The sequence below is a fragment of the Pseudalkalibacillus sp. JSM 102089 genome, from assembly GCF_041366475.1.
GTDB lineage: Bacteria > Bacillota > Bacilli > Bacillales > Guptibacillaceae > Guptibacillus > Guptibacillus hwajinpoensis_B.
In genome coordinates, this window is sequence record NZ_JBEWYW010000005.1 from 188,477 (window position 1) to 212,078 (window position 23,602).

General features: G+C 38.8%; 23 protein-coding genes. 18 read left to right on the plus strand and 5 right to left on the minus strand.

Annotation, left to right across the window (positions count from 1 at the left end):
• Positions 1-326 precede the first annotated feature (326 nt).
• On the plus strand, positions 327-1,505 hold the full coding sequence (gene megL, locus ABVF21_RS13405) for a methionine gamma-lyase (RefSeq protein WP_306558420.1): 1,179 nt from the start codon (positions 327-329) through the stop codon (positions 1,503-1,505).
• A 69-nt stretch (positions 1,506-1,574) separates the two neighbouring features.
• Here the strand turns inward: megL and ABVF21_RS13410 are convergent, their stop codons facing one another.
• The gene (locus ABVF21_RS13410) at positions 1,575-2,060 is read right to left on the minus strand and encodes a GAF domain-containing protein (protein WP_283153874.1); all 486 of its coding nucleotides are present in this window, start codon (positions 2,058-2,060) and stop codon (positions 1,575-1,577) included.
• A 150-nt stretch (positions 2,061-2,210) separates the two neighbouring features.
• Here ABVF21_RS13410 and refZ point away from each other — a divergent pair, with 150 nt between their 5' ends.
• Positions 2,211-2,864: a forespore capture DNA-binding protein RefZ gene (refZ, locus tag ABVF21_RS13415; RefSeq protein ID WP_303532218.1), complete on the plus strand. Its 654-nt coding sequence runs from the start codon at positions 2,211-2,213 to the stop codon at positions 2,862-2,864.
• On the opposite strand, the gene hisJ is transcribed toward refZ, so the two are convergent.
• Positions 2,851-3,678: a histidinol-phosphatase HisJ gene (gene hisJ / locus ABVF21_RS13420; RefSeq protein WP_283154267.1), complete on the minus strand. Its 828-nt coding sequence runs from the start codon at positions 3,676-3,678 to the stop codon at positions 2,851-2,853. The two genes, refZ and hisJ, sit on opposite strands and share 14 nt — an antisense overlap.
• 229 nt (positions 3,679-3,907) lie before the next feature.
• On the opposite strand from hisJ, the gene ezrA reads away from it, so the two are divergent.
• Positions 3,908-5,605: a septation ring formation regulator EzrA gene (ezrA, locus tag ABVF21_RS13425; protein WP_303532216.1), complete on the plus strand. Its 1,698-nt coding sequence runs from the start codon at positions 3,908-3,910 to the stop codon at positions 5,603-5,605.
• Positions 5,606-5,690: 85 nt separating this feature from the next.
• Here the strand turns inward: ezrA and brnQ are convergent, their stop codons facing one another.
• Complete coding sequence (brnQ, locus tag ABVF21_RS13430) at positions 5,691-7,007, minus strand: branched-chain amino acid transport system II carrier protein (RefSeq protein WP_303532213.1); 1,317 nt, start codon at positions 7,005-7,007, stop codon at positions 5,691-5,693.
• Positions 7,008-7,287: 280 nt separating this feature from the next.
• Here brnQ and ABVF21_RS13435 point away from each other — a divergent pair, with 280 nt between their 5' ends.
• The 4 genes from ABVF21_RS13435 (at position 7,288) to mbcS (ending at position 11,618) form a co-directional block, all read left to right on the plus strand.
• A complete protein-coding gene (locus ABVF21_RS13435) occupies positions 7,288-8,427 on the plus strand; it encodes a cysteine desulfurase family protein (RefSeq protein WP_371018346.1) in 1,140 nt (379 codons plus the stop codon).
• Entirely contained in the window at positions 8,427-9,629 is a 1,203-nt protein-coding gene (thiI, locus tag ABVF21_RS13440) for a tRNA uracil 4-sulfurtransferase ThiI (RefSeq protein ID WP_276511810.1), read from the plus strand. The genes ABVF21_RS13435 and thiI overlap by 1 nt, the downstream gene beginning before the upstream one ends.
• An 89-nt stretch (positions 9,630-9,718) precedes the next feature.
• On the plus strand, positions 9,719-9,919 hold the full coding sequence (locus ABVF21_RS13445; protein ID WP_098444548.1) for an alpha/beta-type small acid-soluble spore protein: 201 nt from the start codon (positions 9,719-9,721) through the stop codon (positions 9,917-9,919).
• Between the two features lie 115 nt (positions 9,920-10,034).
• Positions 10,035-11,618, plus strand: coding sequence for an acyl-CoA synthetase MbcS (mbcS, locus tag ABVF21_RS13450; protein WP_303532341.1), 1,584 nt, complete (start codon positions 10,035-10,037; stop codon positions 11,616-11,618).
• 49 nt (positions 11,619-11,667) lie between these two features.
• On the opposite strand, the gene ABVF21_RS13455 is transcribed toward mbcS, so the two are convergent.
• Positions 11,668-12,738 (minus strand): undecaprenyldiphospho-muramoylpentapeptide beta-N-acetylglucosaminyltransferase, encoded by a 1,071-nt coding sequence (locus ABVF21_RS13455; protein ID WP_303532207.1) that lies wholly within the window; start codon positions 12,736-12,738, stop codon positions 11,668-11,670.
• Positions 12,739-12,909: 171 nt separating this feature from the next.
• On the opposite strand from ABVF21_RS13455, the gene ABVF21_RS13460 reads away from it, so the two are divergent.
• Entirely contained in the window at positions 12,910-14,517 is a 1,608-nt protein-coding gene (locus ABVF21_RS13460) for an amidohydrolase (protein ID WP_303532206.1), read from the plus strand.
• A 170-nt stretch (positions 14,518-14,687) separates the two neighbouring features.
• Here ABVF21_RS13460 and ABVF21_RS13465 read toward each other — a convergent pair whose 3' ends face one another.
• Positions 14,688-15,482: an NAD kinase gene (locus ABVF21_RS13465; protein WP_371018347.1), complete on the minus strand. Its 795-nt coding sequence runs from the start codon at positions 15,480-15,482 to the stop codon at positions 14,688-14,690.
• A 284-nt stretch (positions 15,483-15,766) separates the two neighbouring features.
• On the opposite strand from ABVF21_RS13465, the gene sppA reads away from it, so the two are divergent.
• The 10 genes from sppA to ABVF21_RS13515 all read left to right on the plus strand — a co-directional run bounded on the left by sppA (position 15,767) and on the right by ABVF21_RS13515 (position 23,587).
• Positions 15,767-16,762 (plus strand): signal peptide peptidase SppA, encoded by a 996-nt coding sequence (sppA, locus tag ABVF21_RS13470; RefSeq protein ID WP_371018348.1) that lies wholly within the window; start codon positions 15,767-15,769, stop codon positions 16,760-16,762.
• 13 nt (positions 16,763-16,775) lie between these two features.
• Positions 16,776-17,249 carry an RDD family protein gene (locus ABVF21_RS13475; protein WP_303532203.1) on the plus strand — a complete coding sequence of 158 codons (474 nt, stop codon included), beginning with the start codon at positions 16,776-16,778 and terminating at the stop codon, positions 17,247-17,249.
• A gap of 107 nt (positions 17,250-17,356) precedes the next feature.
• Positions 17,357-17,956, plus strand: coding sequence for a DUF2953 domain-containing protein (locus ABVF21_RS13480; RefSeq protein ID WP_371018350.1), 600 nt, complete (start codon positions 17,357-17,359; stop codon positions 17,954-17,956).
• 31 nt (positions 17,957-17,987) lie between these two features.
• Positions 17,988-18,521: a GerW family sporulation protein gene (gene ytfJ, locus ABVF21_RS13485; protein WP_194219270.1), complete on the plus strand. Its 534-nt coding sequence runs from the start codon at positions 17,988-17,990 to the stop codon at positions 18,519-18,521.
• A gap of 220 nt (positions 18,522-18,741) precedes the next feature.
• Positions 18,742-19,239, plus strand: coding sequence for a thiol peroxidase (tpx, locus tag ABVF21_RS13490; protein WP_371018351.1), 498 nt, complete (start codon positions 18,742-18,744; stop codon positions 19,237-19,239).
• 224 nt (positions 19,240-19,463) lie between these two features.
• Positions 19,464-20,456 (plus strand): class I SAM-dependent methyltransferase, encoded by a 993-nt coding sequence (locus tag ABVF21_RS13495; protein ID WP_303532199.1) that lies wholly within the window; start codon positions 19,464-19,466, stop codon positions 20,454-20,456.
• Positions 20,457-20,631: 175 nt separating this feature from the next.
• Positions 20,632-21,819 carry an acetate kinase gene (locus ABVF21_RS13500; RefSeq protein ID WP_371018352.1) on the plus strand — a complete coding sequence of 396 codons (1,188 nt, stop codon included), beginning with the start codon at positions 20,632-20,634 and terminating at the stop codon, positions 21,817-21,819.
• Between the two features lie 126 nt (positions 21,820-21,945).
• On the plus strand, positions 21,946-22,794 hold the full coding sequence (locus tag ABVF21_RS13505) for an EcsC family protein (RefSeq protein WP_303532195.1): 849 nt from the start codon (positions 21,946-21,948) through the stop codon (positions 22,792-22,794).
• Complete coding sequence (locus tag ABVF21_RS13510; RefSeq protein WP_371018353.1) at positions 22,791-23,294, plus strand: MogA/MoaB family molybdenum cofactor biosynthesis protein; 504 nt, start codon at positions 22,791-22,793, stop codon at positions 23,292-23,294. Before ABVF21_RS13505 ends, ABVF21_RS13510 begins: the two co-directional genes overlap by 4 nt.
• A gap of 134 nt (positions 23,295-23,428) precedes the next feature.
• Positions 23,429-23,587 (plus strand): hypothetical protein, encoded by a 159-nt coding sequence (locus ABVF21_RS13515; RefSeq protein WP_226614667.1) that lies wholly within the window; start codon positions 23,429-23,431, stop codon positions 23,585-23,587.
• The last annotated feature ends 15 nt before the right edge of the window (positions 23,588-23,602 follow it).

A 23,602-nucleotide genomic window follows, 5' to 3' on the forward strand; every position in this document is an offset into this window, starting at 1 on the left:
AAAATAAAAACAGTGTCGTGATTCCGGTTTGTGCACATTGTGTTTTCACACGCCTTCACCTCGACAGCCGGAGGTTACGCGGCGTACCTATTAAAAGGAACACAATGAAATCACAGCCCGTCACGCTGCTGCCCATTCTTATTTTACACAAATGCTATTGTAACTCTTTCAGCATTAGATGTCAACTTTAGTAGAAATGAGATGAATAGATAGCACGTCGACATCATTTTTTAGGATATGAGAAAGATAAATACCTCTTCACCTTATAATTGAAAACGCTTACAATGGAGGTGTATCTAGTTATTTTATAACAGGGGGTTATTATTTTGACAAGGAAGCATCGCTTTGAGACAAAAACAATTCATGATGGATATGAATCTAAATCGCATCACAACAGCCTGGCATCTCCTATTTATCAAACATCAACTTTTACCTTTGAAACAGCTGAGGCTGGTGAACGAAGGTTTGCAGGTGAGGAGCCTGGCTATATTTATTCAAGACTTGGAAACCCTACTGTTCGAATGTTGGAAGAGCGGATTGCCTCTCTTGAAAATGCTGAGGCAGGCTTAGCGTTTGGTTCAGGAATGGCCGCTGTGTCTGCTGTTCTTTTGAACCTAGTGAAGACAGGCGATCACATTCTTTGTTCAGAAGGGGTCTACGGATGTACTTTCGGATTACTTAAAATGTTAGAAGAGAAATTTTCAGTCGAACATGACTTGCTTCCGCTAGACTCAGTTGAGCAACTACAAAAAGCAATTCGTCCAAATACTAAAGTTATATATATTGAAACTCCGATTAATCCAACATTGAAATTAATTGATCTTGAAATGGTTTCTGCAGTCGCAAAAGAAAAAGGAATTAAGGTTGTGGTGGATAATACATTTTCGACTCCTTATTTACAACGCCCGTTAGAATTTGGCTGTGACATTGTTTTGCATAGTGCAACGAAATATATTAGTGGCCATGGAGACGTGGTAGCTGGTTTAGTTGTGGGTGACCAAGAGACCATCTCTTCAATTGCTAAAAGTACGCAAAAGGATATAGGTGGAATTCTTTCACCATTCGATGCGTGGCTATTGTTAAGAGGCTTAAAGACCCTCCCTATTCGAATGGATCGTCACTCTTCAAATGCTAAACAAATTATGAGGAAATTAGCTGAGCATCCTGCTATAACGAACGTGATGTATCCGGGTTTGGAAGAATCTTCATCGTATGCTATTGCTCAAAAACAAATGAAAAGCTCAGGCGGTTTAATTAGTTTTGAAATTGCGGGGGGGAAGAAAGACTCCCAAGCCTTCATGAATAGACTTAATATGATTAAAATAGCTGTTAGTCTCGGAGATGCCGAAACCCTGATTCAACATCCCGCTACAATGACACATGCGATTGTCCCGGAAGAGGAGAGATTAAGGATGGGAATTAGTGAAACTCTTATTCGCCTTTCTGTTGGTCTTGAAGCATGGGAGGATATTTGGGAAGATATTCTTCAAGCGTTAGAGAACTAAAAAAAGCCATTAGAGAATTTCTCTAATGGTTTTTTAAGTAGTATAGGTTCAAAGCACTTTACTTCAACTCTAAAGAAAATCTTGCAATGCTTTAGTAAATTTCTCTAAATACTCCTGATCCAATTCATCGAAACGGCCAACTTTAGGGCTATCGATATCAAGCACTCCGAGTAGTTTATCTGAAGTGTACATTGGCACTACAATTTCAGATTGTGAAGCAGCGTCACATGCAATATGTCCGGGGAAATCATGAACATTGCCAATTCGCATCGTCTTGCCTTCTTTAAATGCTGTGCCGCAGACTCCTTTACCGTTCTGAATACGAACGCATGCTGGAAGTCCCTGGAAAGGTCCGAGCACAAGTTGATCGGTCTCTTTTTCGTATAAATAGAATCCAACCCAATTGACATCTGTTAGAAACTGATTTAATAAAGCAGAGGCATTTGCAAGATTAGCGAGCTGATTTGTTTCACCATCTAGCAGTGCTCTTAGTTGTTTAATTACCATTTGATAATCTTTTTCTCTTTTGCCTGAATAGGATTCGACTTCAAACATGTCAAAACACCTCTTCCTTACATCGAAATTATGACCATCATATCAAATCTTGCAGATTAATACACATATTTTGTCGTACGATTAATAAAGGATTGCCTATGTTATTACCGAATCAATAATTTAGATCGTATTATTTGGAGGTGGTTCCTAGTGAAACAAGAGCGAGATACAGCATCGAAGCGAAGTGTCATACAGGCCGCCATTCAACTTTTCAATACAAAGGGTTTTAACGGTACTTCAGTGCGAGATATAGCGGGTAAAGCTGATGTGAATGTTGCCCTGATTTCGTATTATTTTAACGGCAAAAAGGGGTTAGCTGAGTTTCTAATGACGTCATTTCTAGAAGGGTATGTAAAGGAACTCGAAAAAGTATATCAGCAGCTTGATGCGCAATCTGCCAGAAGCTGTCTCGCTGAAGCAATTGAAAGGATTATGGAGTATCAGTATCAGAATAGGCAACTCGCAAGGTTTGTACTTCGAGAGGTCACCTTTGATTCAGTGCTTGTTCGGGAAATCATGACCACTTATCTAGCAAAAGAAAAGTACTACTTTAGCAAAATATTTGAGGTGGGGTTTGCAAGGGAGGAATTTCGTCCACAATCCATTGATTATATCATCATGCAAATGAGAGGCATGCTTTCTATGCCGTTTTTGCAACCTCAATATATACTAGAAGTGCATCATATTCAGCCAAATGAACATTACTTTATTGAACGATATACGAAACAATTAAATGAATGGATAGAACGATATATTTGTAAGACTGGAATTTGGGAAGCAAGGCCGTTCGTTATGAACGGCTAAGCATAGTTGGTGATTGTAGAGAGTGTGTAATAAGTCGTTCTGCTCCTTGACCTATCCCTTTTGCGCTATGGGCATCTGAGCCATAGACGAGAGGGATTTCTCGTTTTATTGCTTCACGTATAACCCAGTCAGTTGGATATGGCTCTCCACATAAAGGTTTCACTGTTCCGGCTCCATTATAATCTAATGAAAAGCCCCTTCCTTTAATCGCATCAAGTAATGTAGAGATTTCCGAGAAAAAGGAACTTTTAGACGGGTGTTTTTTCTGGAATTTATTTGCTAAAGTTATATGTCCAATTCGAGTAGGCTTATACTTTCCTAGATCAGCATGTACTGACTTCAATAGCGTTTCGTAATACTTTTGGTGAACCTTATCAACGGAACCCAATGAAGCAATTAGTCGTTCAAAAGCTTCTGGACTGTAGTCAAGGCAAGTATAGTTAGTTCCTTCTTTCAAAAAATGAACAGAAAGAATCGCATCATCTAATTGTGGTCCTACTGTATTAAGAAACTGTTTTGTCTCTTCTTCATAGCCTTCAATAAAATCAACCTCTAGTCCACAGTTAATTTCAATTTTTCCCTTAAACTTATGTTTTAGCTGCTGAATATTTTCAAAGTAGTTTTCTAGTACTTCCCATTTCATTCCGCTATCTTGATTTGGAACAGGGTCCTGGAAATTTTGTGGGAGAGGAGCGTGTTCAGTAAATGTCATGCCTTTGTAACCGAACTGAATAGCAGCTTCTACGTAATCCTCAAATAAATCTGTTGATCCATGTGGACAAAATGGAGAGTGTATGTGTCCATCATATGAAATAATCATCCAAAAGCACCTTCTTTCAATAAATGAAAAAGTTTATAATAAAATCAAGGATTTTAGTTGTCGAATATTGAATTTATTTAGTCAAAGAGGTAATTACATGGTATCATAAAAACATTGATGAAATTCGTACATATTCGTTTATAAAAGATCTATATCTGATGATTTAGACTGCTGTTTTAGCATGTATACATAAATTGATGATGTGGAAGAAGGGGTGCTTCCGTTGGAGTATATTGTCATTGCGATTATTTTACTTGTTGCCGTCATTTTATACGGCACTTTTGCTAGAAGAAAAATATACAATGAAATCGATCGTCTAGAAGAATGGAAGATTGATATATTAAACAGACCTGTGACAGATGAGATTTCGAAGGTGAAAGGTCTAACAATGTCAGGTCAAACGGAAGAAAAATTTGAAAAATGGCGTGAAGAGTGGGATGAGATCGTAGCAGTTAAGCTTCCCAACTTGGAAGAGCAGCTTATGGATACCGAGGAAGCTGCTGAGAGGTATCGCTTTAGAAAAGCGAAAGCAACATTAGTTGAAACACGTGAACGATTAGAACAGATTGAAAAGCGGATTGAACTAATGTTAGAAGATATTAATGAGCTCGTTTCGAGTGAAGAGCAGAATAGAACAGAAATTGTTTCCGTTCAAGAGGTATTCAGGGAAGCCAAACAGCGACTTCTTTCGCAAAATCGTTCACTTGGTAAGGCTTATCCTACACTAGAAGCTGAACTCGAAGAACTTAAACAAAATCTTAAGCGTTATGAACAACTAACCGAAGAAGGTAACTATCTTGAAGCTAGAAGTGTGTTGAAAGAAACCCAAGAGCGGTTAACAGCTGTTCAAGAAAAAATTTCTGTTACACCAGAATTAATAGCGCTTGTGCATACGCAGATACCTTCTCAACTAAAAGAGCTTGAAGATGGAACTTCCGTGATGGAGTCTGAAGGCTATGTACTTGATCATTTGGAAATTCAAGATCATATTGAACACGTCGAATCAGATTTAGTCAGATGGGATTCGGCTATTGAGAAGACGGAAGTCGAAGAGATCAAGATAGAAATTGATACAGTGCGAAGAAATATTGAAGGATTATATGATCAATTGGAATCTGAAGTAGATGCAAGGCATCTTGTTACGGAGAAAGTAGAGGAGCTTGAACATGAGCTGCTTAAAACTAATAATCACTTTCAAGACTTGCAAGAAGAAACGAATGTTGTACAGCTCAGCTACCGTTTAGAGGAACAGGAATTGAAAATGATTAAAGAAATTGAGAAAAAGATTTCTGATATGCATATTCGGTTTAATGCTGTTATTGGAGCAGTTGAAGGCAATAAGCAGGCATTTACCACACTTGCTGAAACGGTACTTTCCTTAAAAGAAGATCTTGCTTCAATTGATCATGAAATGCAAATTCAAAAAGAGAATTTGCATATGTTAAGAAAAGATGAGCTTAAAGCGCTTGAGACGATTAAAGATTTGAAAAGAAGATTAATTGAATCAAGAAGAATGATGAAGTTAAGTAATCTACCAGGCATTCCAGAATCATATTTAGATGGTTATGAACTGGCAGAGGATATCATTGTAGAATTAAGTGATCGTCTTTCAGACGTACCGCTTGATATTTATCAAATTAATGAAGTGCTTTCTGATGCTGAACGTGCGGTTGAACATAGCACTGAAATAACAAAAAAGCTTGTCGAAGACGCCATTCTGACCGAACGCTTGATTCAGTTTGGGAATCGATATCGAGGGAAGCACAGAAGTGTAGATGAACTGCTTCAAAAAGCAGAAGATCACTTCAGACAATATGAGTACGATGAAGCATTATCAACAGCTGAAGTTGCCATTGAAAAGGTTGATCCACAGGTGCTTCAATCGTTGAAAGAAGATGTAAGAGAACCTGTTAAATCATAACTCTCCTCCTTGAGGAGAGTTTTTTTGTTGTAATCAGTATTTTTCTTTTTAAAAAAACGCAGACAATTTGTCTGCGTTAGCAAAATTATGATGTTCTATCTTTCTTAGATATTATCCATCCTACTATTCCACCTATGATAGCGGGTACAATCCATCCTACGCCATCACTATAGAGTGGGAGCTTATGTAGAATGGTAATCCCAGGCATTATAATCCCGGCGCCCTCAAGGGCGTTAGGAACACTTATAAGGATTGTCAAAATGATAGCCCCCCTATAAACGTAGTGATGGATAGAAAATAGGTAGCTCATGAATGTTAAGAAGATCAATACAATTGCTACAGGATAAATCGCAATTAAAACAGGTAATGTAAATGTAATCAATTGAGTCAGTCCAAGGTTTGCCACAAAAGCACTGAAAATTGTAACGATCAGAATGACAAACTTATAAGAAAGCTTTGGATATGTTTTTGAGAAATACTCGCCACATGCCGTTACTAGTCCTACAGATGTTGTTAAACAAGCAAATGTAATCGCGGCTCCAAGAAGAAGTGTGCCAAATGAGCCGAACAGGTAACTCGCAACGCTAGAGAGGATTTCTCCTCCGTTATTAACTGAACCAAGAAGATTAACACTTGTAGCTCCTATATAGGCAAGTGATAAATAAATACCCGTTAACCCTATTGCTGCTAGGATTCCAGCTTTCAATACAGCGATGGAAATGGTTTTTCGATCTGTGATGCCTTTATCCTTGACGGCTTGAATCACCACAATTCCAAATACAAGAGCTGCAATTGCATCCATCGTAAGATAACCTTCAATAAAACCTTTAAAGAAAACGCCGTCCTCATACTTCGCTGAAGGAGCTGAAAGTGGACCTGGAGGATGGATAAAAGCCCCTACGATTAAACTTCCAAGAACTAGAAGTAACAAAGGTGTTAAGACCTTTCCCACTCGATCCACTAATCTTGAGGGATTCAGTGATAACCAAAACGTAATACCGAAGAAAATAATGGTATAGATAAATAATGGCATCCCGGTAACGTTCGTTGATTCATTCAAAAATGGCACGACACCAATTTCAAATGCTACCGTGCCGGTACGTGGGATTCCAAAGAATGGCCCAATCGCAAGATAGAGGATCGCAGTGAATACAAATCCGAAAGTGGGATGAACTTTAGAAGCAATATCTTTTAAGTTTCCCCCCGTTAACCCAATCGCGGTCACGCCTAAAAGAGGAAGTCCAACTCCTGTGATGAGAAAACCAGCTGTTGCTACCCAAATATTACTCCCAGCAGAATGACCGAGCGCGGGTGGGAAAATCATGTTTCCTGCTCCGAGAAAAAGGGCAAAAAGCATTAGTCCTATTGTCAAAATGTCTTTATTTGATATTTTCAACTTCATAAGGGCCTCCTGATTAAACTGTTTAACATGTCCTAATTTTCGGACTTCATATTAACACAATTGATCGACAAATCATAACGAAACCAAAATGATTAATAATTCAAATAATTTATCCGCCAGTCTAGCAGCGTTCGTTCGACTTTGGTAATCATAACCATTCTTAGCGTAAGGAACAAAATGATGAATCTATCTCATTGTCTAGAATATTTGATTTGGTGATTTGTTTGACCTATGGTAGGATTATTAGTTGGAAATATAAGATGACTGAAGGTGTCATAATATGATTTATTTGGATAATAGTGCTACAACGCAGCCCTATAAAGAAGTACTTGATGCATATCGAAAAGCAGCTGAAAATTTTTTTGCTAACCCTTCTTCTCTTCATCGAAAAGGTGGAGAAGCAGAGCGATTGTTTCGACAAGCGAGAATGAGTATTTCAGATTTGTTACAAGTGAAAATGAATGAAATTATTTTTACTTCTGGTGGAACTGAGAGTAATAATTTGGCTATTAAAGGTTCAGCACTTCAATATATGAATCGAGGTAAGCACCTCATTACTACGAGTATAGAACATGCTTCCGTTTTGGAGTCCTTCCGGCAACTTGAATCCATGGGATTTGAAGTGACGTATTTACCTGTTAACAGAGAAGGAAAAATCTCTCTAGATGATCTTGAAGAGGCGCTCACTCCTGAAACCATTCTTGTTTCTATTATGCATGTGAATAATGAGATTGGTGCTATTCAACCAATAAAAGAAGCGGGAAAGTTGATTAAACAAAAATCACGTGCTTTCTTTCATATTGATGATGTTCAGGGAATTGGTAAGGTGCCACTCAATTTCAATGAAGTACAAGCTGATTTAGTCTCTTATTCGGGGCATAAATTTCATGGGCTAAAAGGTAATGGGGTATTAATAAAACGAGATAAACTGTCTTTATTTCCACTGCTTTCAGGAGGGGGACAGGAAAACGACATTCGCTCAGGTACAGAAAATGGTCCTGGAATTGTCGCGATGGCAAAGGCTCTTCGATTATATTTAGGGAAAGCGGATGCTCAAAAGGAGAAGTTAAAAACTTTACAAACGCTGTTGCTAAAAGAACTCTCCGATATTGAATGCGTGAAGTTAAATAGTACTCGATTAGGTGCTCCGCATATTGTTAATTTCTCAGTCCCTGGTATTAAGCCGGAAGTATTGATTCATACGCTTGAGGAAAAAGAAATTTATGTGTCAACTCGTTCGGCGTGTTCTTCCAAAACAGCAGCAGCAAGTCACGTATTAACATCTGTTGGTTTATCAGATCAAGAGGCAAAGTCGGCTATTAGAATAAGCCTTTCTTTTGATACAACAATAGAGGAAGTAGAATTCTTTCTTGAAGAGCTTCAAAAAGTAATACCTAAACTAAAACATGTAATGAGGTAATAGCTATGTATGATCATATCATTCTTCGCTACGGGGAAATTTCACTTAAAGGTAAAAACAGAAAAGGATTTATCACTGCTTTGAAAAAAAGAGTGAAGCAGGTATTGTCTGACTATCCATCCATTGAGGTTCATCAATCTTTTGACCGAATGATTGTGAAATTGAATGGAGAGGATCCAGATCCGATAATTATGAAGCTAAAAACGATTTTTGGCATTCACTCCCTTAGTGTCGCCATCAAGACAGAACACGATCTCGATCTTATTAAAGAAAAGGCATTACAGCTTGTTAAGGATCAAATGGGTAATGAAAGTATGACTTTCAAAGTAACAGTTAGGAGACCTTTCAAGCAATTTCCACACCGCTCACAAGATATGAATCGCGATATAGGCGGTTATGTTCTTACTAACACAGAAAAATTAACGGTGGATGTGCACAATCCCGACATGGAATTGAAGGTAGAAGTGAAGCAAGATGGCGCTTACCTTAGTTGCGATAATTCTGAAGGTGCTGGTGGTCTTCCAACTGCTCAAGATAATAAAGTAATGTTGATGTTATCAGGTGGTATTGATAGTCCAGTCGCGGGTTATTTAACGATGAAAAGGGGAGTGAAAGTAGAAGCTGTTCATTTTCATAGCCCCCCTTTTACAAGTGAGCGTTCACGCCAGAAAGTAGAGGATCTTGTAAAAGTTCTCTCTCGATACGGTGGAGACATTCGCCTTCATATTGTGCCGTTTACAAATACACAGAAATCAATTCAAAAAGAAATGCCTGATAATTACAGCATGACAATTATGAGAAGAATGATGATGCGAATCACAGAAAAGTTAGCAGAAAAAAGTGGAGCACTGGCCATTGCAACAGGGGAAAGTCTTGGACAAGTAGCAAGTCAAACGATTCAAAGTATGAATACAATTAATGAAGTGACAAATTATCCTGTTCTAAGGCCACTTATTTCTATGGACAAAATTGAGATCATGAGGATTTCAAGGGCTATTGACCTGTATGATATCTCGATTCGGCCATATGAGGACTGTTGCACGGTGTTCTTGCCAGATGCACCTAAGACAAAACCAAAACGGGAACATGCAAATAAATTTGAACAATACTTACCAATTGATGAATTAGTAGAAGAGGCTGTAAGTGGTGTTGAAACGATTGTTATTAAGGAAAAAGATGATTCATTTGATGACTTACTTTAATCTTCCAACATTTAACCATACTACCAATAGTTAATGAGAATAACCCTCCCTTCTCTATCAAATGATAGTGTCAAGGAGGTGAATAACTCATGGCTAATAACAGCTCAAACAACCTTGTTGTACCAGGTGTACAACAAGCTTTAGATCAAATGAAATACGAAATTGCTTCTGAATTTGGTGTGAATCTTGGTCCAGACTCAACTTCACGTTCAAACGGTTCAGTTGGCGGCGAGATCACAAAGCGTCTTGTTCAGCAATCTGAACAGCAATTCGGAGGATACTCCAAATAATTTAATATAATGGCTTGGAGAAGGTGAATTAGACACCTTCTCCTTTTTTATCGGGAATAATGTTCAAAACTTTCATACTTTTATGTATAATATAATTATTGCAGAATAAAGGGGGATAAGAATGCAAGACTTAATTGCACCTGAACATTATAATCTAACAAGCGAGATGGAGCGCTTTACTTCTAAAGAACATAAAGTGGCCCTGAAATGGCGAAGTGATAAAGGCGAAGTTCAAGAAATTACATATAAACATTTATTTGAAAAGGCGAATCGCATCGCTGGTGCGCTAACTGCCCAGGGATTAACAAGTCAAGATCGTGTTTTGATCATGATGCCCAGGTTAATTGATACATATGCCGTATACATTGCCTGTTTGAAAGCGGGTCTAGTCGTTATTCCTTCTTCAGAAATGTTGAGGAAAAAAGATTTGATCTATCGAATTAATCATGCCGAAGCAAAAGCGGTTATTTGTGAAGCAGAACTTATTGAATCATTTGAAGGAGTAGAAGACGAAGCGCCTTCTTTGGAACATAGATTCATTGTAGGCAATCGTGCTAATGGATGGATATCTTTACTGGATGAAGCTAAAAATGAAAGCGCTTCTTTCGCTGGAGTGGCCACATCAAGAGAAGACATGGCATTCCTTTCCTATACGTCTGGAACAACGGGAAATCCTAAAGGCGTTGTTCATAGTCATGGTTGGGCATATGCTCATTTAAGAACTTCTTCAGCCTCATGGCTCGATATTCATGAGGGAGATAACGTTTGGGCAACTGCAGGACCAGGGTGGCAAAAATGGATTTGGAGCCCTTTTGTTGCCACATTATGTAGTGGTGCAACTGGTTTTGTTTATAGCGGTAAATTTGATCCAGAAGCGTACCTTGGTTTTCTTTCAGAATATGATATTAATGTTTTATGTTGTACACCAACAGAGTATCGCTTAATGGCAAAAGTAGATGATTTAACTAGGTACAAATTGCCTGCTCTCAGAAGCGCCGTTTCAGCTGGTGAGCCGCTTAATCGTGAAGTAATTGATACGTTTAGAAAATATTTTCAGATTGATGTCAGAGACGGCTATGGTCAAACTGAGAATACATTGCTTGTTGGCATTCTAAAAGGGATGGAAGTAAAGCCAGGTTCAATGGGGAAACCAACACCTGGTAATCAAGTGGATATTATTAATGAAGATGGTCAACCTGTTCAGGTTGGAGAAGTGGGAGACATTGCCGTCCATAAGGATGTACCTGCTCTTTTTAAACGGTACTATAAGGATCAGGAGCGTACGCAAATGGCCTACAGAGGTGACTATTACTTAACGGGGGATAAAGCTTCCAAAGATGAGGATGGTTACTTTTGGTTTGAAGGTAGAGGTGATGATATTATCATTAGTTCCGGATATACAATTGGACCATTTGAAGTAGAGGATGCTCTTGTGAAACACCCGGCTGTACGGGAATGTGCGGTCGTCGCAAGTCCTGATGAAGTTCGTGGTAATATAGTAAAAGCGTATATTGTACTGAAAGATCCCAATCAAGCGGGAGATGCTTTAGTTCGTACACTACAAGATCATGTGAAAGAGCTAACTGCGCCTTATAAATATCCAAGAAAAGTTGAATTTATTGAAGAACTTCCGAAAACAACTTCGGGTAAAATTAGAAGAATCGAGCTTCGTCAAAAAGAAACTCTTGGGGCGTCTTAGAATAGAGGATACAGTAAAGAATAAGAAGAAGACCTCAGTGGTCTTCTTCTTATTTTTTTGCTTTATTTTTGATTAAAGCTTCAATCTTATTTGCCTGATCTCCTGCATTATCCTGCTCCATTGCTTTAATATATGTCGAGCGGTTCTCAAATGTTTCACGCACGGATTTTAAGAAAGAAGCTTCTGATAAATCTTCCTCCAATAGAACATTCGCATAGCCTGATTTCTGGAACGATTGGGCGTTCAAAATTTGGTCCCCTCTACTTGCAGCTCTTGATAATGGGATGAGTAACATTGGTTTTTTCAATGCAAGGAACTCAAAAATAGAATTTGAACCAGCTCTTGAGACAATTAAATCAGACATGGCTAATAAGTGAGGAAGTTCATCTGTTACATATTCGAATTGCTTATACCCCTGCATTTGTAAATTTTCATCCATTTGCCCTTTACCGGTCAGGTGGAGAATATCAAATGTTTGTAAAAGCTCATCTAATTGATTGCGAACAGCTTCATTGATTCGTTTTGCACCAAGACTTCCGCCCATAATTAACATAACAGGCTTTGTGCCAGTGAATCTGGCAAAAGAAAGGCCAGTGGAGCGTTTTCCACTTTTTAGTTCATCACGAACAACTGCGCCGATATATTCCGCTTTACTTTCAGGCAAATGGTTTACCGTTTCAGGGAAAGTTGTACATACCTTTGAGGCGAAAGGGATGGCTACTTTGTTAGCGAGTCCCGGTGTTAAATCAGATTCATGAATAATGACAGGAACTCCATTCATTTTTCCGGCAATTACGACAGGTACAGATACAAATCCCCCTTTAGAGAAAATGACAGAAGGCTTTTCACGTTTAATAATGGAAAAAGCCTCTCCTACACCTTTAATTACTTTAAAAGGATCTTTGAAGTTATTCCAGTCAAAATATCTTCTTAGCTTTCCAGTAGCAACATGATGATAAGTAACCCCTTTGACAGGTTCAATTAACTGACGTTCAATGCCGTTCTCAGAACCGATATAATGGATATCCCAGTCGTCTTTTAAAAAACGAGGAATTAGTGCTAAATTAACTGTAACATGCCCTGCGGAGCCGCCACCTGTAAATAAGATTTTCTTTTTCAACGAGATTTCCTCACCTTCAACAATTGTCTTGCATATACTCTTTGTTATTCTTATTGTATCATGATTGAAAAATCAACCAAGAGTTTGATGAAAAACCAGAAGATTCACAGTTTATATGTGGAATGATACAATTAGCTCACAATTCACATTTACATAAAGGAGAGAACATCAGTGGGAACGCTTTGGTTTGGTGGTAAGATCTATACGCTTGAACATGAAAATGAAACGGTAGAAGCCGTCTATACAGAAAATGGCCGTATCAAAAAGGTCGGGTCTAAATCAGAACTAACCTCTATGTTCGAGAAGGAAATGACAGAAAAGCATGATTTAAAAGGAAATGTCATGATTCCTGGCTTTGTGGATAGTCATCTCCACATGATTGGACATGGAGAAAAACTTCTGCGTCTCGATTTATCTGAGGCTACTTCAGGGGAAGAGATGAAAAGACACCTTATTAACAAAGTGAATGATACAGCCTCATTTGACTGGGTGATTGGGGAAGGTTGGAATGAAAACAACTTTCAGGACCGCAAAATCTTCCACCGTGATGAATTAGATGATATTGCTCCAAATAATCCAATGATGTTAACAAGAGTGTGTAGACATGCCATACTTGCAAATTCGATAGCCCTTGATCTTGCAGGTATAACGGATGATACACCAGATCCTGAAGGTGGTGTAATCATGAGGGATAATGAAGGCAGAGCAACTGGTTATTTATTGGATCGTGCCCAGGAACTAGTGAAGGATGCTATGCCTGAAGTAAGTACTGAATATCTTGAAAAAGCTCTGTCTTGCTCAGTCGATGACCTTGTAGCGAAAGGCGTTACGGGTGGTCATAGTGAAGATCTAAATTACTATGGTGGTTTTAAACGTACTTATGAGACTTTTGTAAATGTTATTAACGGACAACGTAAATTTAGAGCTAATTTATTAGTCCATCATGAAGTAATCGAGCAGATGCGCAAGCAAGGATTAGGTTTCGGTGATGGAACAAATTATGTGGAGCTAGGTGCGATGAAGATTTTTGCTGATGGCGCACTTGGTGGACGTACTGCTTTATTGAGCGATCCATATAATGATTCTCCTGATACTTCAGGAGTTGCGATTCATAGCATTGAAGGACTTGCCGAACTTGTGAAGAAAGCAAGGGTTCATGATATGCCTGTTGCTATTCATGTAATTGGTGATCTGGCACTCGAGTATGCAATTGAAGCGATTGAACAGTACCCTGCTCCATACGGGCTTAGAGATCGCCTTATCCATACGCAGGTCATGCGTGATGATTTGTTGAAACGATTAAAAGAACTTTCAGTTATACTTGATATTCAGCCAAGATTTGTCGCTTCGGATTTTCCATGGGTAATGGAGCGTCTCGGCGAAGCAAGAATGAGGTGGTCATTTGCATGGAAAACGCTGCTTAATAGCGGCGTCCCAATTGCAGGTGGATCAGATGCACCGATTGAACCTGTGAATCCATTATTAGGTATTCATGCAGCAGTTACGCGAAAGCGTCCTGAGGAAACACATAGTGGATATTATCCTGAACAGAAATTATCTGTGTATGAGAGCGTCTCACTTTTTACTAAAGGAAGTGCGTTTGCAATTGGAAGAGAACATGAAAGAGGTTTGATTAAAGAGAACTTTGAAGCGGATTTCACTGTATTAAATCGCGATATATTTAATTGTGATCCAGACCTCATTCTTGAAACAGATGCTGTTATGACAGTGATTGATGAAACAATTGTTTATCAAAAAGAGCGTGGTTCTCTCTTATAGAAAAAATATTTACTAATATAAATCTATGTGAACTTATATAGTTGATAACTCGGTTTTTTAGCTTAAAGCGATTGGTTATCACCGATCGTAAATAAGCCGAAGTTCAACGATGTTCGTTAACATAGTCAATAAAAAAGAAGCGCCGCACATTTTTGCGACGCTTCTTTCGTTTAGAGGAAACTTCTTTGAACTTTATGCCAGAAAGAATTGTTTTTAAGCTTTACCGTTTTAATGCGTTTTTCTGGGATATGAATTTGAATTTCTTGAGCATGTTGAATGCTCATTGCTTCATTGTCAATACCAATAACAGGATAATCATTACCATCCTGTATAACTTGAAGAGAAAGCGTTCTCTCATCACTTAGTATAAAAGGAGAGCCAAGCGTTCGGTAATGATTATTGTTTAGTGAAGCGAGTTCACTTACTTGCATACAAGCAAGCTTTGGATCTACCACAGCACCGTTTACGGACTTGTTATACGCCGTGCTTCCTGTTGGTGTAGAAACAATGAGACCATCTCCACGAAATGTTTCAAAGTGAAAATCTTCCACATAAACTTCCATGGCAAGTGTCTTAATAATTGAAGAACGAATGGTGCACTCGTTCAAGCAATAGAAGGATGATTCATTGTTCACTTTTACTTCAATCGTCGGGTAACGGCGAACTTCAATGCCTTCTGATAAAATGTCTCCTACCATATTTTGGATGTTGTCGATGTGGAAATCACAATAAAATCCGAGCTCACCAGTAGAAATTCCTACATAAAGGCAATCTTCTCTGAAACCTGTTTTTCTAACGGCTTGAAGGAAAGCACCATCTCCAATACTTGCAATAATGCTAGCTTCTTCAGGGGTTTCTACGATATGAAAATCGTTTTTTTCTGCTAGTGCCTTTAAGGGTTCTACTTTCTCCTGAATTTCTTTTGACTGCTTATAGAAAAAAAACAAATTCCGTCGATTTGGCATGTGAATTCCTCCCTGTCTATCTGTTTATCTTCTTTACTTTATCATTATCGCATTTTAGAAAAAAGAAAAAATTATGATTTCGTTCAATTATTCAAGGCTATGAATGATTGCGGAAAGAAGAGTAAAGTGTACTTTCTATAGTTCCCTATCTCGTCACACTAAATTTGTTAAAACACTTCTATGGAGTGCGGTTCCTTATTTTGTATGGTATTCTCAAAAATATGAAACCAATAAGTTGGCTTCATCGTACATAAGATAGCATCAGGATATAGAGGAGGCTTACTATGAATGGAAAACGATGGATCGCCCTCGGCATTACCGCTGTTTTGATTATCGTATCAATCGGGTTTAATTTTGTTTCTAGTCTGGCATTTGGAGGATGGCAGGAAGAAATGAATACAACGGACCAATTTGCAGAGACGGTTATTGAAGAAGGTAGTAGTTCGAATAAGATTGCGGTTTTGAATGTGGAAGGAGTTATTCAAGACACTGGCACAAACACTAGTTTTCTTCCACAGACTGGATACAATCATGCTGTGTTTATGAAACGTTTGGAGCATGCTGGGGAAGACAATAGTGTTAAAGGCATCATTTTAAGACTTAATACGCCAGGCGGCGGGGTAGTAGAAAGTGAAGAGATTCATGATAAGCTCTTAGAGATTAAAGAGAAAACGGATAAACCCATTTATGTATCAATGGGAAGCATGACGGCTTCTGCGGGTTATTATATTTCAGCTCCAGCTGATAAAATCGTTGCGAGTCCTTCCACGATTACAGGTTCCATCGGTGTTATTATGCAGTCGATGAACTATGCAGAACTAGCTGAGAAGGTAGGAGTGAAGTGGGAGACAATTAAGAGCGGTCCACATAAAGATATTATGTCTCCTAGTCGTGAAATGACTGATGAAGAACGGGACATTCTCCAATCAATGATTGATAATTCATATGATGAATTCGTTCGGGTAGTTAGTGAAGGTAGAGGAATGGATGAAAGTAAAGTGAGGGAGCTTGCTGACGGAAGAATTTATGATGGAAGGCAAGCGAAGGAAGTTAACCTTGTTGATGACCTGGGAAATCTTGAAGATACAATTGTCGGTATGAAAGAAGAGGTGGGGGATCGCAAGTTACAAGTGGTTCAATATAAGCAAAACTTAGGATTAAACTCTCTATTTGAAATGACGGCAGCTAAGCTCATGGGACCTGATAAAGATCTCTTAGGCATCCAGCAGTTATTATCCACTCCACAATCCCCTAAGTTAATGTATTTATATTCTGAATAAGGAGGCAGGCAGAATGGATGAAACAATGAGTACGACTGCCTCTCCCGCATCGTTAGAGAAAGAAGTGAAGCACGAACGTTTTGCTGGCTTCTGGATGCGCTTTTGGGCATATTTAGTTGATATTATTGTTGTAGCAAGTTTGAATGGAATTCTGATTACTCCTATGATCAGAGGGTTTGATCTTCCTGCAAATGAACCTGCCTATCTGCCGCTACAGGCGATATTAACAGGTATCGTGTATTACGCTTATTTTATACTGATGACTAAGTTCTTATCTCAAACGCTAGGGAAAATGCTTTTTGGTTTAAGGGTAGCCTCTGTTAAAAGTACGACTTTATCATGGGGAACGGTTATTTTTAGAGAAGGCATTGGACGATTTATTAGTAAGACAATCTTATTTGTTGGTTTCCTTGTCGTTGCTTTTACGAAAAAGAAACAAGGAATCCATGATTTGTTCGCTGATACAATTGTTGTGCACGAGGAATAGGAACATACTGAATGAATAAACCTGTCCATATTGGGCAGGTTTATTTTATACTCTATTTTCATGAATACTGTCTCAAAATAGAAAGGTATATGGGAGGAGGCTATTCATTGATTATTATTATTGTTGCTATATTTGGCTTATTAGTGATTGCCTCATTACCCCTTATTGTTTTTTCGACTGTAAGAGTAACGTTCACAATAGAGCACTCTACTTCAGTTGAAGAAATTCAAATAGCGGTGAAAGCCCTCTTCGGATTAGTAATTTATGAGACAACCATACCACTTGGAACGTTATTAGAAGGTGGGGAAGAGGCTGTCAAAGCAAGCAAAGAAGAAGAGGGGCTGAAAGGTGATCTCAAAGAGGTCATCCAGTTACTGAAAAAAACGCTTGGGGCTAAAGCATCTGTTTTGTTTTTTCTTAGGAAGACACGATTTCGAACTATTCAATGGGAAACAAATTTTGGAATGGGAAACGCGGCGAGTACTGCAGTAGTAGCTGAACTTATTATGAATACAAAAGTCGCTATCTTCACACTTTTATCACATTACTCTAATCTTCATTCAGTCCCTCAACTCATCGTAACACCAATTTATGAAGTGAAAACGATTCAAACTTATATACGATGCATGATTACATTTAAACTGGGGCATGCTATGATCGCGGCAATTAAATTAATGAAGTCTCAAAAGAATGTACAGGAGGCTTAGCGGTTTAGTAAGTGAAGGAGGAAAACACAAAATGCCTGAACATCCAATTGAAGGACTTATGCAGACTGCAATGGAAAATCTGAAAGACATGATTGATGTAAACACGATTATAGGTGACCCTGTCGAAACCCCTGATGGAAGCGTCATTCTAACGGTGTCAAAGGTTGGGTTTGGATTTGCTGCTGGTGGTAGTGAATTTATGCTAAAGCAACAGTCTAATCAGCGTGATCAGCAAGGGCAAAGCAAAGGCGATCCTTTTGGTGGAGGTAGTGGTGGTGGTGTTTCCATAACACCAATTGCGTTTTTAATTGTAAGTGCTGGCGACATAAAGATGATACACCTTGATAACACCACACATCTTTATGAGAGATTGCTCGATCTTGCCCCACAGGCAATTGAAAAAGTACAAAGCATTCTTCAGAATATGAATCATGAGACGAAGGGAAGAAGAGGAAACGATCACCAAAGCGATTCACAATCTTCGCGACATACATCCCAAGGAAAACACCTCTTCCGTGGTCATAAGAGACAGCAGGATGACGATAAGCAGGATTTGGATTTTTAAGCTACTTTTAATTAAAGTAGCTTTTTTATATGGTCTTTAGCTTAGATCCTTCTGCCATTGTGGGTTATTCTAGAAAACTAAGTTGCATTAATCGAACACAAATACCTCTGGTTCATAAAAACTGAGTTAGAAAGCCTTAGCTGATTTCTTGAAATCAGAAGCGATGGCATATATGATGAAAACAGTCGTACATACGACCAATTATGAAGGAGGTATGAACATGGCTAATATTACATTTAAAGAAACGCCGATGACACTTTTAGGGGAAGAAGTAAGAGCGGGAGACAAAGCGCCTGATTTTACTGTTCTTGCTAATGATCTATCTGAAAAAACGCTTGATGATTATGCAGGTATTCGTCTCATTAGTGTCGTACCATCACTAGATACAGGCGTTTGTGATGCTCAAACACGTAAATTTAACGAAGAAGCTGCTAAGCTTGATAACGTGAAAGTGTTAACAATTAGCGCTGACCTCCCATTTGCTCAGAAGCGCTGGTGCGGTGCTGCTGGAATTGAAGATGCTATTACTTTATCTGATCATCGCGATCTTTCATTTGGTAAAGCTTTTGGCGTAGCAATGGAAGAGCTTCGTTTATTAGCAAGAGCTGTTTTTGTAGTAAACAGTAAGGACGAAGTTGTATTCACAGAATATGTTAGTGAAGCAACAAATCACCCAGATTATGACGCTGCACTTGACGCCGCTAAGCAAGCTGAATAAGGTAAACAAACATGGCAAGGACTTCGATGACGTGATCGGAGTCCTTTTTTAACGGAATTGTATTGTGATCTATAATTCATAGACGTTAGTGTAGAAAACTCTCGATTAGCCATAAACTTTTGCAAAGAATAAACAGTCACTCTCGTAACAGATGATCTTCCGATGTTGCGAAAGAACTCAAGACTGTTTACAATAGAGACGGCGAACTGATAGGAGGCCAATCAATGACCGAACTAACTGTAGAAAATTTATATAACGTGCTTGATGAATCGACGCTAGTTATTCAAAATAAATTGGAAATGTCGTATCTTGAAGCTCTCGTTGAGACAGGTTTAAACATATTCGAAAATAAAGTATTACAAGAGGAACTAGATACGGATACAGTTGTCCGTCTTAAAGCTCTTTATGATTCATGTGATCTTGAGGGTGCTAAGAAAGAAACAGTGCGTAAAGGAATCCAGCTTGCACTTCTGAAAGGGATGAAGAAAGGAATTCAGCCTCATCATGCCATGACGCCAGATAGCGTTGCGCATTTAATCGGTTATCTTGTGAAAAAATATAAAGATGTATTAAATATAGAGGAAATGAAAATTCTTGATCCTGCAGTAGGAACAGGAAATTTACTCACTTCTGTTTTAAACCAATTAGAAGGTGAGAAAGTTGAAGCATTCGGAGCGGAACCAGATGATCTTTTATTACATTTAGGTTTTGTTAATGCGAATTTGCAAAAACACCAGGTAGAATTTCTTCACCAGGATAGCGTAAAGCCACTTTATATTCCCCAAGTTAATACGATCGTAACTGATTTACCTGTTGGGTACTATCCTCATGAGGAAGCAGCTGCAAAATACGAATTAAAAGCAGAAGAAGGGATGTCTTACGTTCACCATCTTCTTATTGAACAAAGCTTAAATATGACAGAAGAGTCTGGTATGCTCTTCTTTATGATTCCAAACTTTCTCTTTGGAGATGATGGAGCAAAACAAGTAAGGAATTTACTAAACGATCGCTCTGTTATCCACGGCATTATTCAATTGCCTACAAGTTTATTTGCGAATGAATCGCAAGCTAAAAGTATTCTTGTTACTCAGAAAAAAGGAGAACATACGTTAAAGCCTAAACAAGTCATGATGGCGAAACTTCCGTCTTTTTCCAATCGCGAAGCGATGTTGAACATGATGCAGCAGATTAACGGTTGGTTTTCACAGCTTTCTTAAAGTTTATGAAACGTTTACAAATCTGAATTGACGGAATACTTGAATGTAAGCGGTTTTCATCTTGAATAAAGTAATGGTCGGTGTTTAAATAATAAGAGTGCTAAAGATAGAAGGGTCTGACCCTTCTATTTTCGTGTCGTATTCTAATTTTATTGAATTAAAGGAGCTGTCACATATGGCGAAAATAATCGCAATCAACGCCGGTAGTTCTTCGTTGAAGTTTCAACTATTAAATATGCCGGAAGAAACTGTTATCACTAAAGGACTCGTGGAGAGAATCGGCCTTGATGACGCCATTTTTACAATAGAAGTGAACGGTGAAAAGAGAGAAGAAATCACAGATATCCCTGATCACGCAGTAGCAGTTAAAATGCTTCTAGACAAGCTGATTAGCTTTTCAATCATTTCTTCTTACGATGAAATTGAAGGTGTTGGACACCGTGTTGTTCATGGTGGGGAGAAATTTAATGATTCTGCATTGATTACTGAAGATGTGCTTGCTGGAATAGAAAAAGTATCAGAGCTTGCACCATTGCATAATCCAGCAAACCTTGTAGGTATTCGCTCTTTCCGCGAGATTTTGCCAGAGGTTCCATCTGTAGCCGTATTTGATACAGCTTTTCATCAGTCAATGCCTGAACAATCATTCTTATATAGCTTGCCATACGAATATTATGAAGACTATGGTGTTCGTAAGTACGGTTTCCATGGTACTTCCCACCAGTATGTTTCAGAGAGAGCGGCAGAGATGCTTGGTCGCCCGCTTGATCAATTGCGTCTCCTTTCTTGCCACCTTGGTAACGGTGCGAGTATCGCAGCTATTCAAGGCGGAAAGTCAATTGATACATCAATGGGCTTCACTCCACTAGCTGGTGTGACAATGGGAACTCGTTCAGGTAACATTGACCCTGCTTTGATTCCATTTATTATGGAGAAAACTGGTCAAACAGCGGAAGAAGTTATGAATACATTGAATAAGAAAAGTGGTCTTCTTGGAGTGTCTGGTTTCTCAAGTGATCTTCGCGATATCACTAGTAAAGCAGAAGCTGGAAACGAACGTGCTGAATTAGCACTAGAAGTATTTACTTCTCGTATTCATAAATACATTGGGTCTTATGCAGCGCGCATGTCAGGACTAGACGCTATTATTTTCACAGCAGGTATCGGTGAAAATAGTGACGCGGTTCGTGCACGTGTACTTCGTGGACTTGAATTTATGGGCGTATATTGGGATCCAGCTCTAAATAAGGTGAAGGGGAGAGAAGCATTCATTAACTACCCTCACTCACCTGTCAAAGTAATGATTATTCCTACTAATGAGGAAGTCGTCATTGCACGTGATACAGTTAGGCTTTCAAAATAAACTTTAGAGGAACAGCGTATCTTAACAGATGCGCTGTTCTTTTTTTACTCCTTATTCCACCTTTGTTGGAAGTTTTTGATTGGAAAAGCTACAATATAAGAAAGAGTTGTAAGGGAGTGAATTCGAATGGTGTGGACAGATAGAGAACAAAAAAGAATGAACGCCATAAATCAATGGGAGGAAGAGCACTTTACGCATCATGCAACGGACGTAGAGCGCACTTTCCAGAAATGGTATGACTATCAGCTTAATCAGCTAGAGTCACCAACGAAAAACCGTTTGTATGCCGTAATTGATTCAGCTCTTTTTCATATGCATTCGCTTATACAAAACTCACAATCGCAAGTGGATGCCAGTCATCGATTGTTAACGGATGCAAGGTTATTTGATCCTAGAATTGAAAATATTCAGGACATGAAAAACCTTTCAATTGATCATCTTGTTTACATAGCAGATCAACAAATTGCCCGTCAGCGAATGGTATCATTTGCCCAAGGGGGACTTGCGGGAACGGGGAGTTTTCTACTGCTCGGTCTTGATATACCTGCTGTACTTGCTATTAACTTGCGTACCGTTCAGCTAATAGCGATGACATATGGCTATCCAGTAAACTATCCTTCCGAAATGATGATTGCTCTTAAAGTATTTCACATGGCAACGTTACCGAAAGTGCTACAAGAACAAGCCTGGAAAGCGTTAGAGGAAGAGATAAAGCATGAGCAAACGCATCCTTATTTTTATGAAGGGCCTGAAGAAATTGCAGACGGAAATTGGCTACAAGGACCAATGAAGCAAATTATAAAGGGAACTGTTCTTATGATGTTAAGGAAAAAAGTAATTCAAGGAATACCCCTTCTTGGAATAGCCATTGGAGCGGGAGTGAACTATAGATTTGCGCGGACAGTAAGTGAAACCGCACATAAATTTTATCAGAAACGTTTCTTGAATGAACTTGGAAAGGGGGACGTAGGATGAGTTCAGAAGATCACAAAAAAGATGCGCCATCGATTCGAGCTCTCATTGTAACAGTGAGTGATACAAGGACAATTGAAACGGATAAAAGCGGAGATATCATTTATTCCTTACTTGAAGATAACAATCATATGGTTGGGCAAAGAGCAATTGTAAAAGATGAACAAGAAGAGATCCGCCATGCGATTCAAAAAGGTATAGATGATAAAGGCGTTGATGTTGTGCTTTTAAATGGTGGAACTGGAATATCCCAAAGAGATGTTACGTATGAAGTTGTGGAAGCCATACTCGAAAAGGAGCTTGCGGGATTTGGAGAACTATTCCGCATGATTAGCTATACAGATGATATTGGTACTCCAGCGATGCTTAGTAGAGCCATTGGTGGGGTGACAGGTGAAACGGCAATATTTGCTATGCCTGGGTCTTCAGGAGCAGTCAAATTAGCGATGTCGCGATTACTGCTACCGGAGTTGCCACATATTGTCCGTGAGCTCCATAAATAAAGAATCTCTTGTAACGAAATTTATGTGACCATCCATTCCGATATCAGATTCAATCATCCTATTTTTAGAAGCATTTTTCATCCTTGCTTTGGAAACAATATAAGCGCAAGTCCGAAATGATAGGAGGATGTCTTATGGCTGATAAGAAAAAGGAACTGATTTACGATGAGAATGGCGAAATGGCCGTGCATCAGCAATTGAGTGAATCATACCAGAGTGGTGTCATTGATCAAGAAGAAACTAAAAAAACAAAAGAATTACCACGGAAAGCTGACAGGAAAAGTTATTATTAAAAAGCAAAAAGTTCA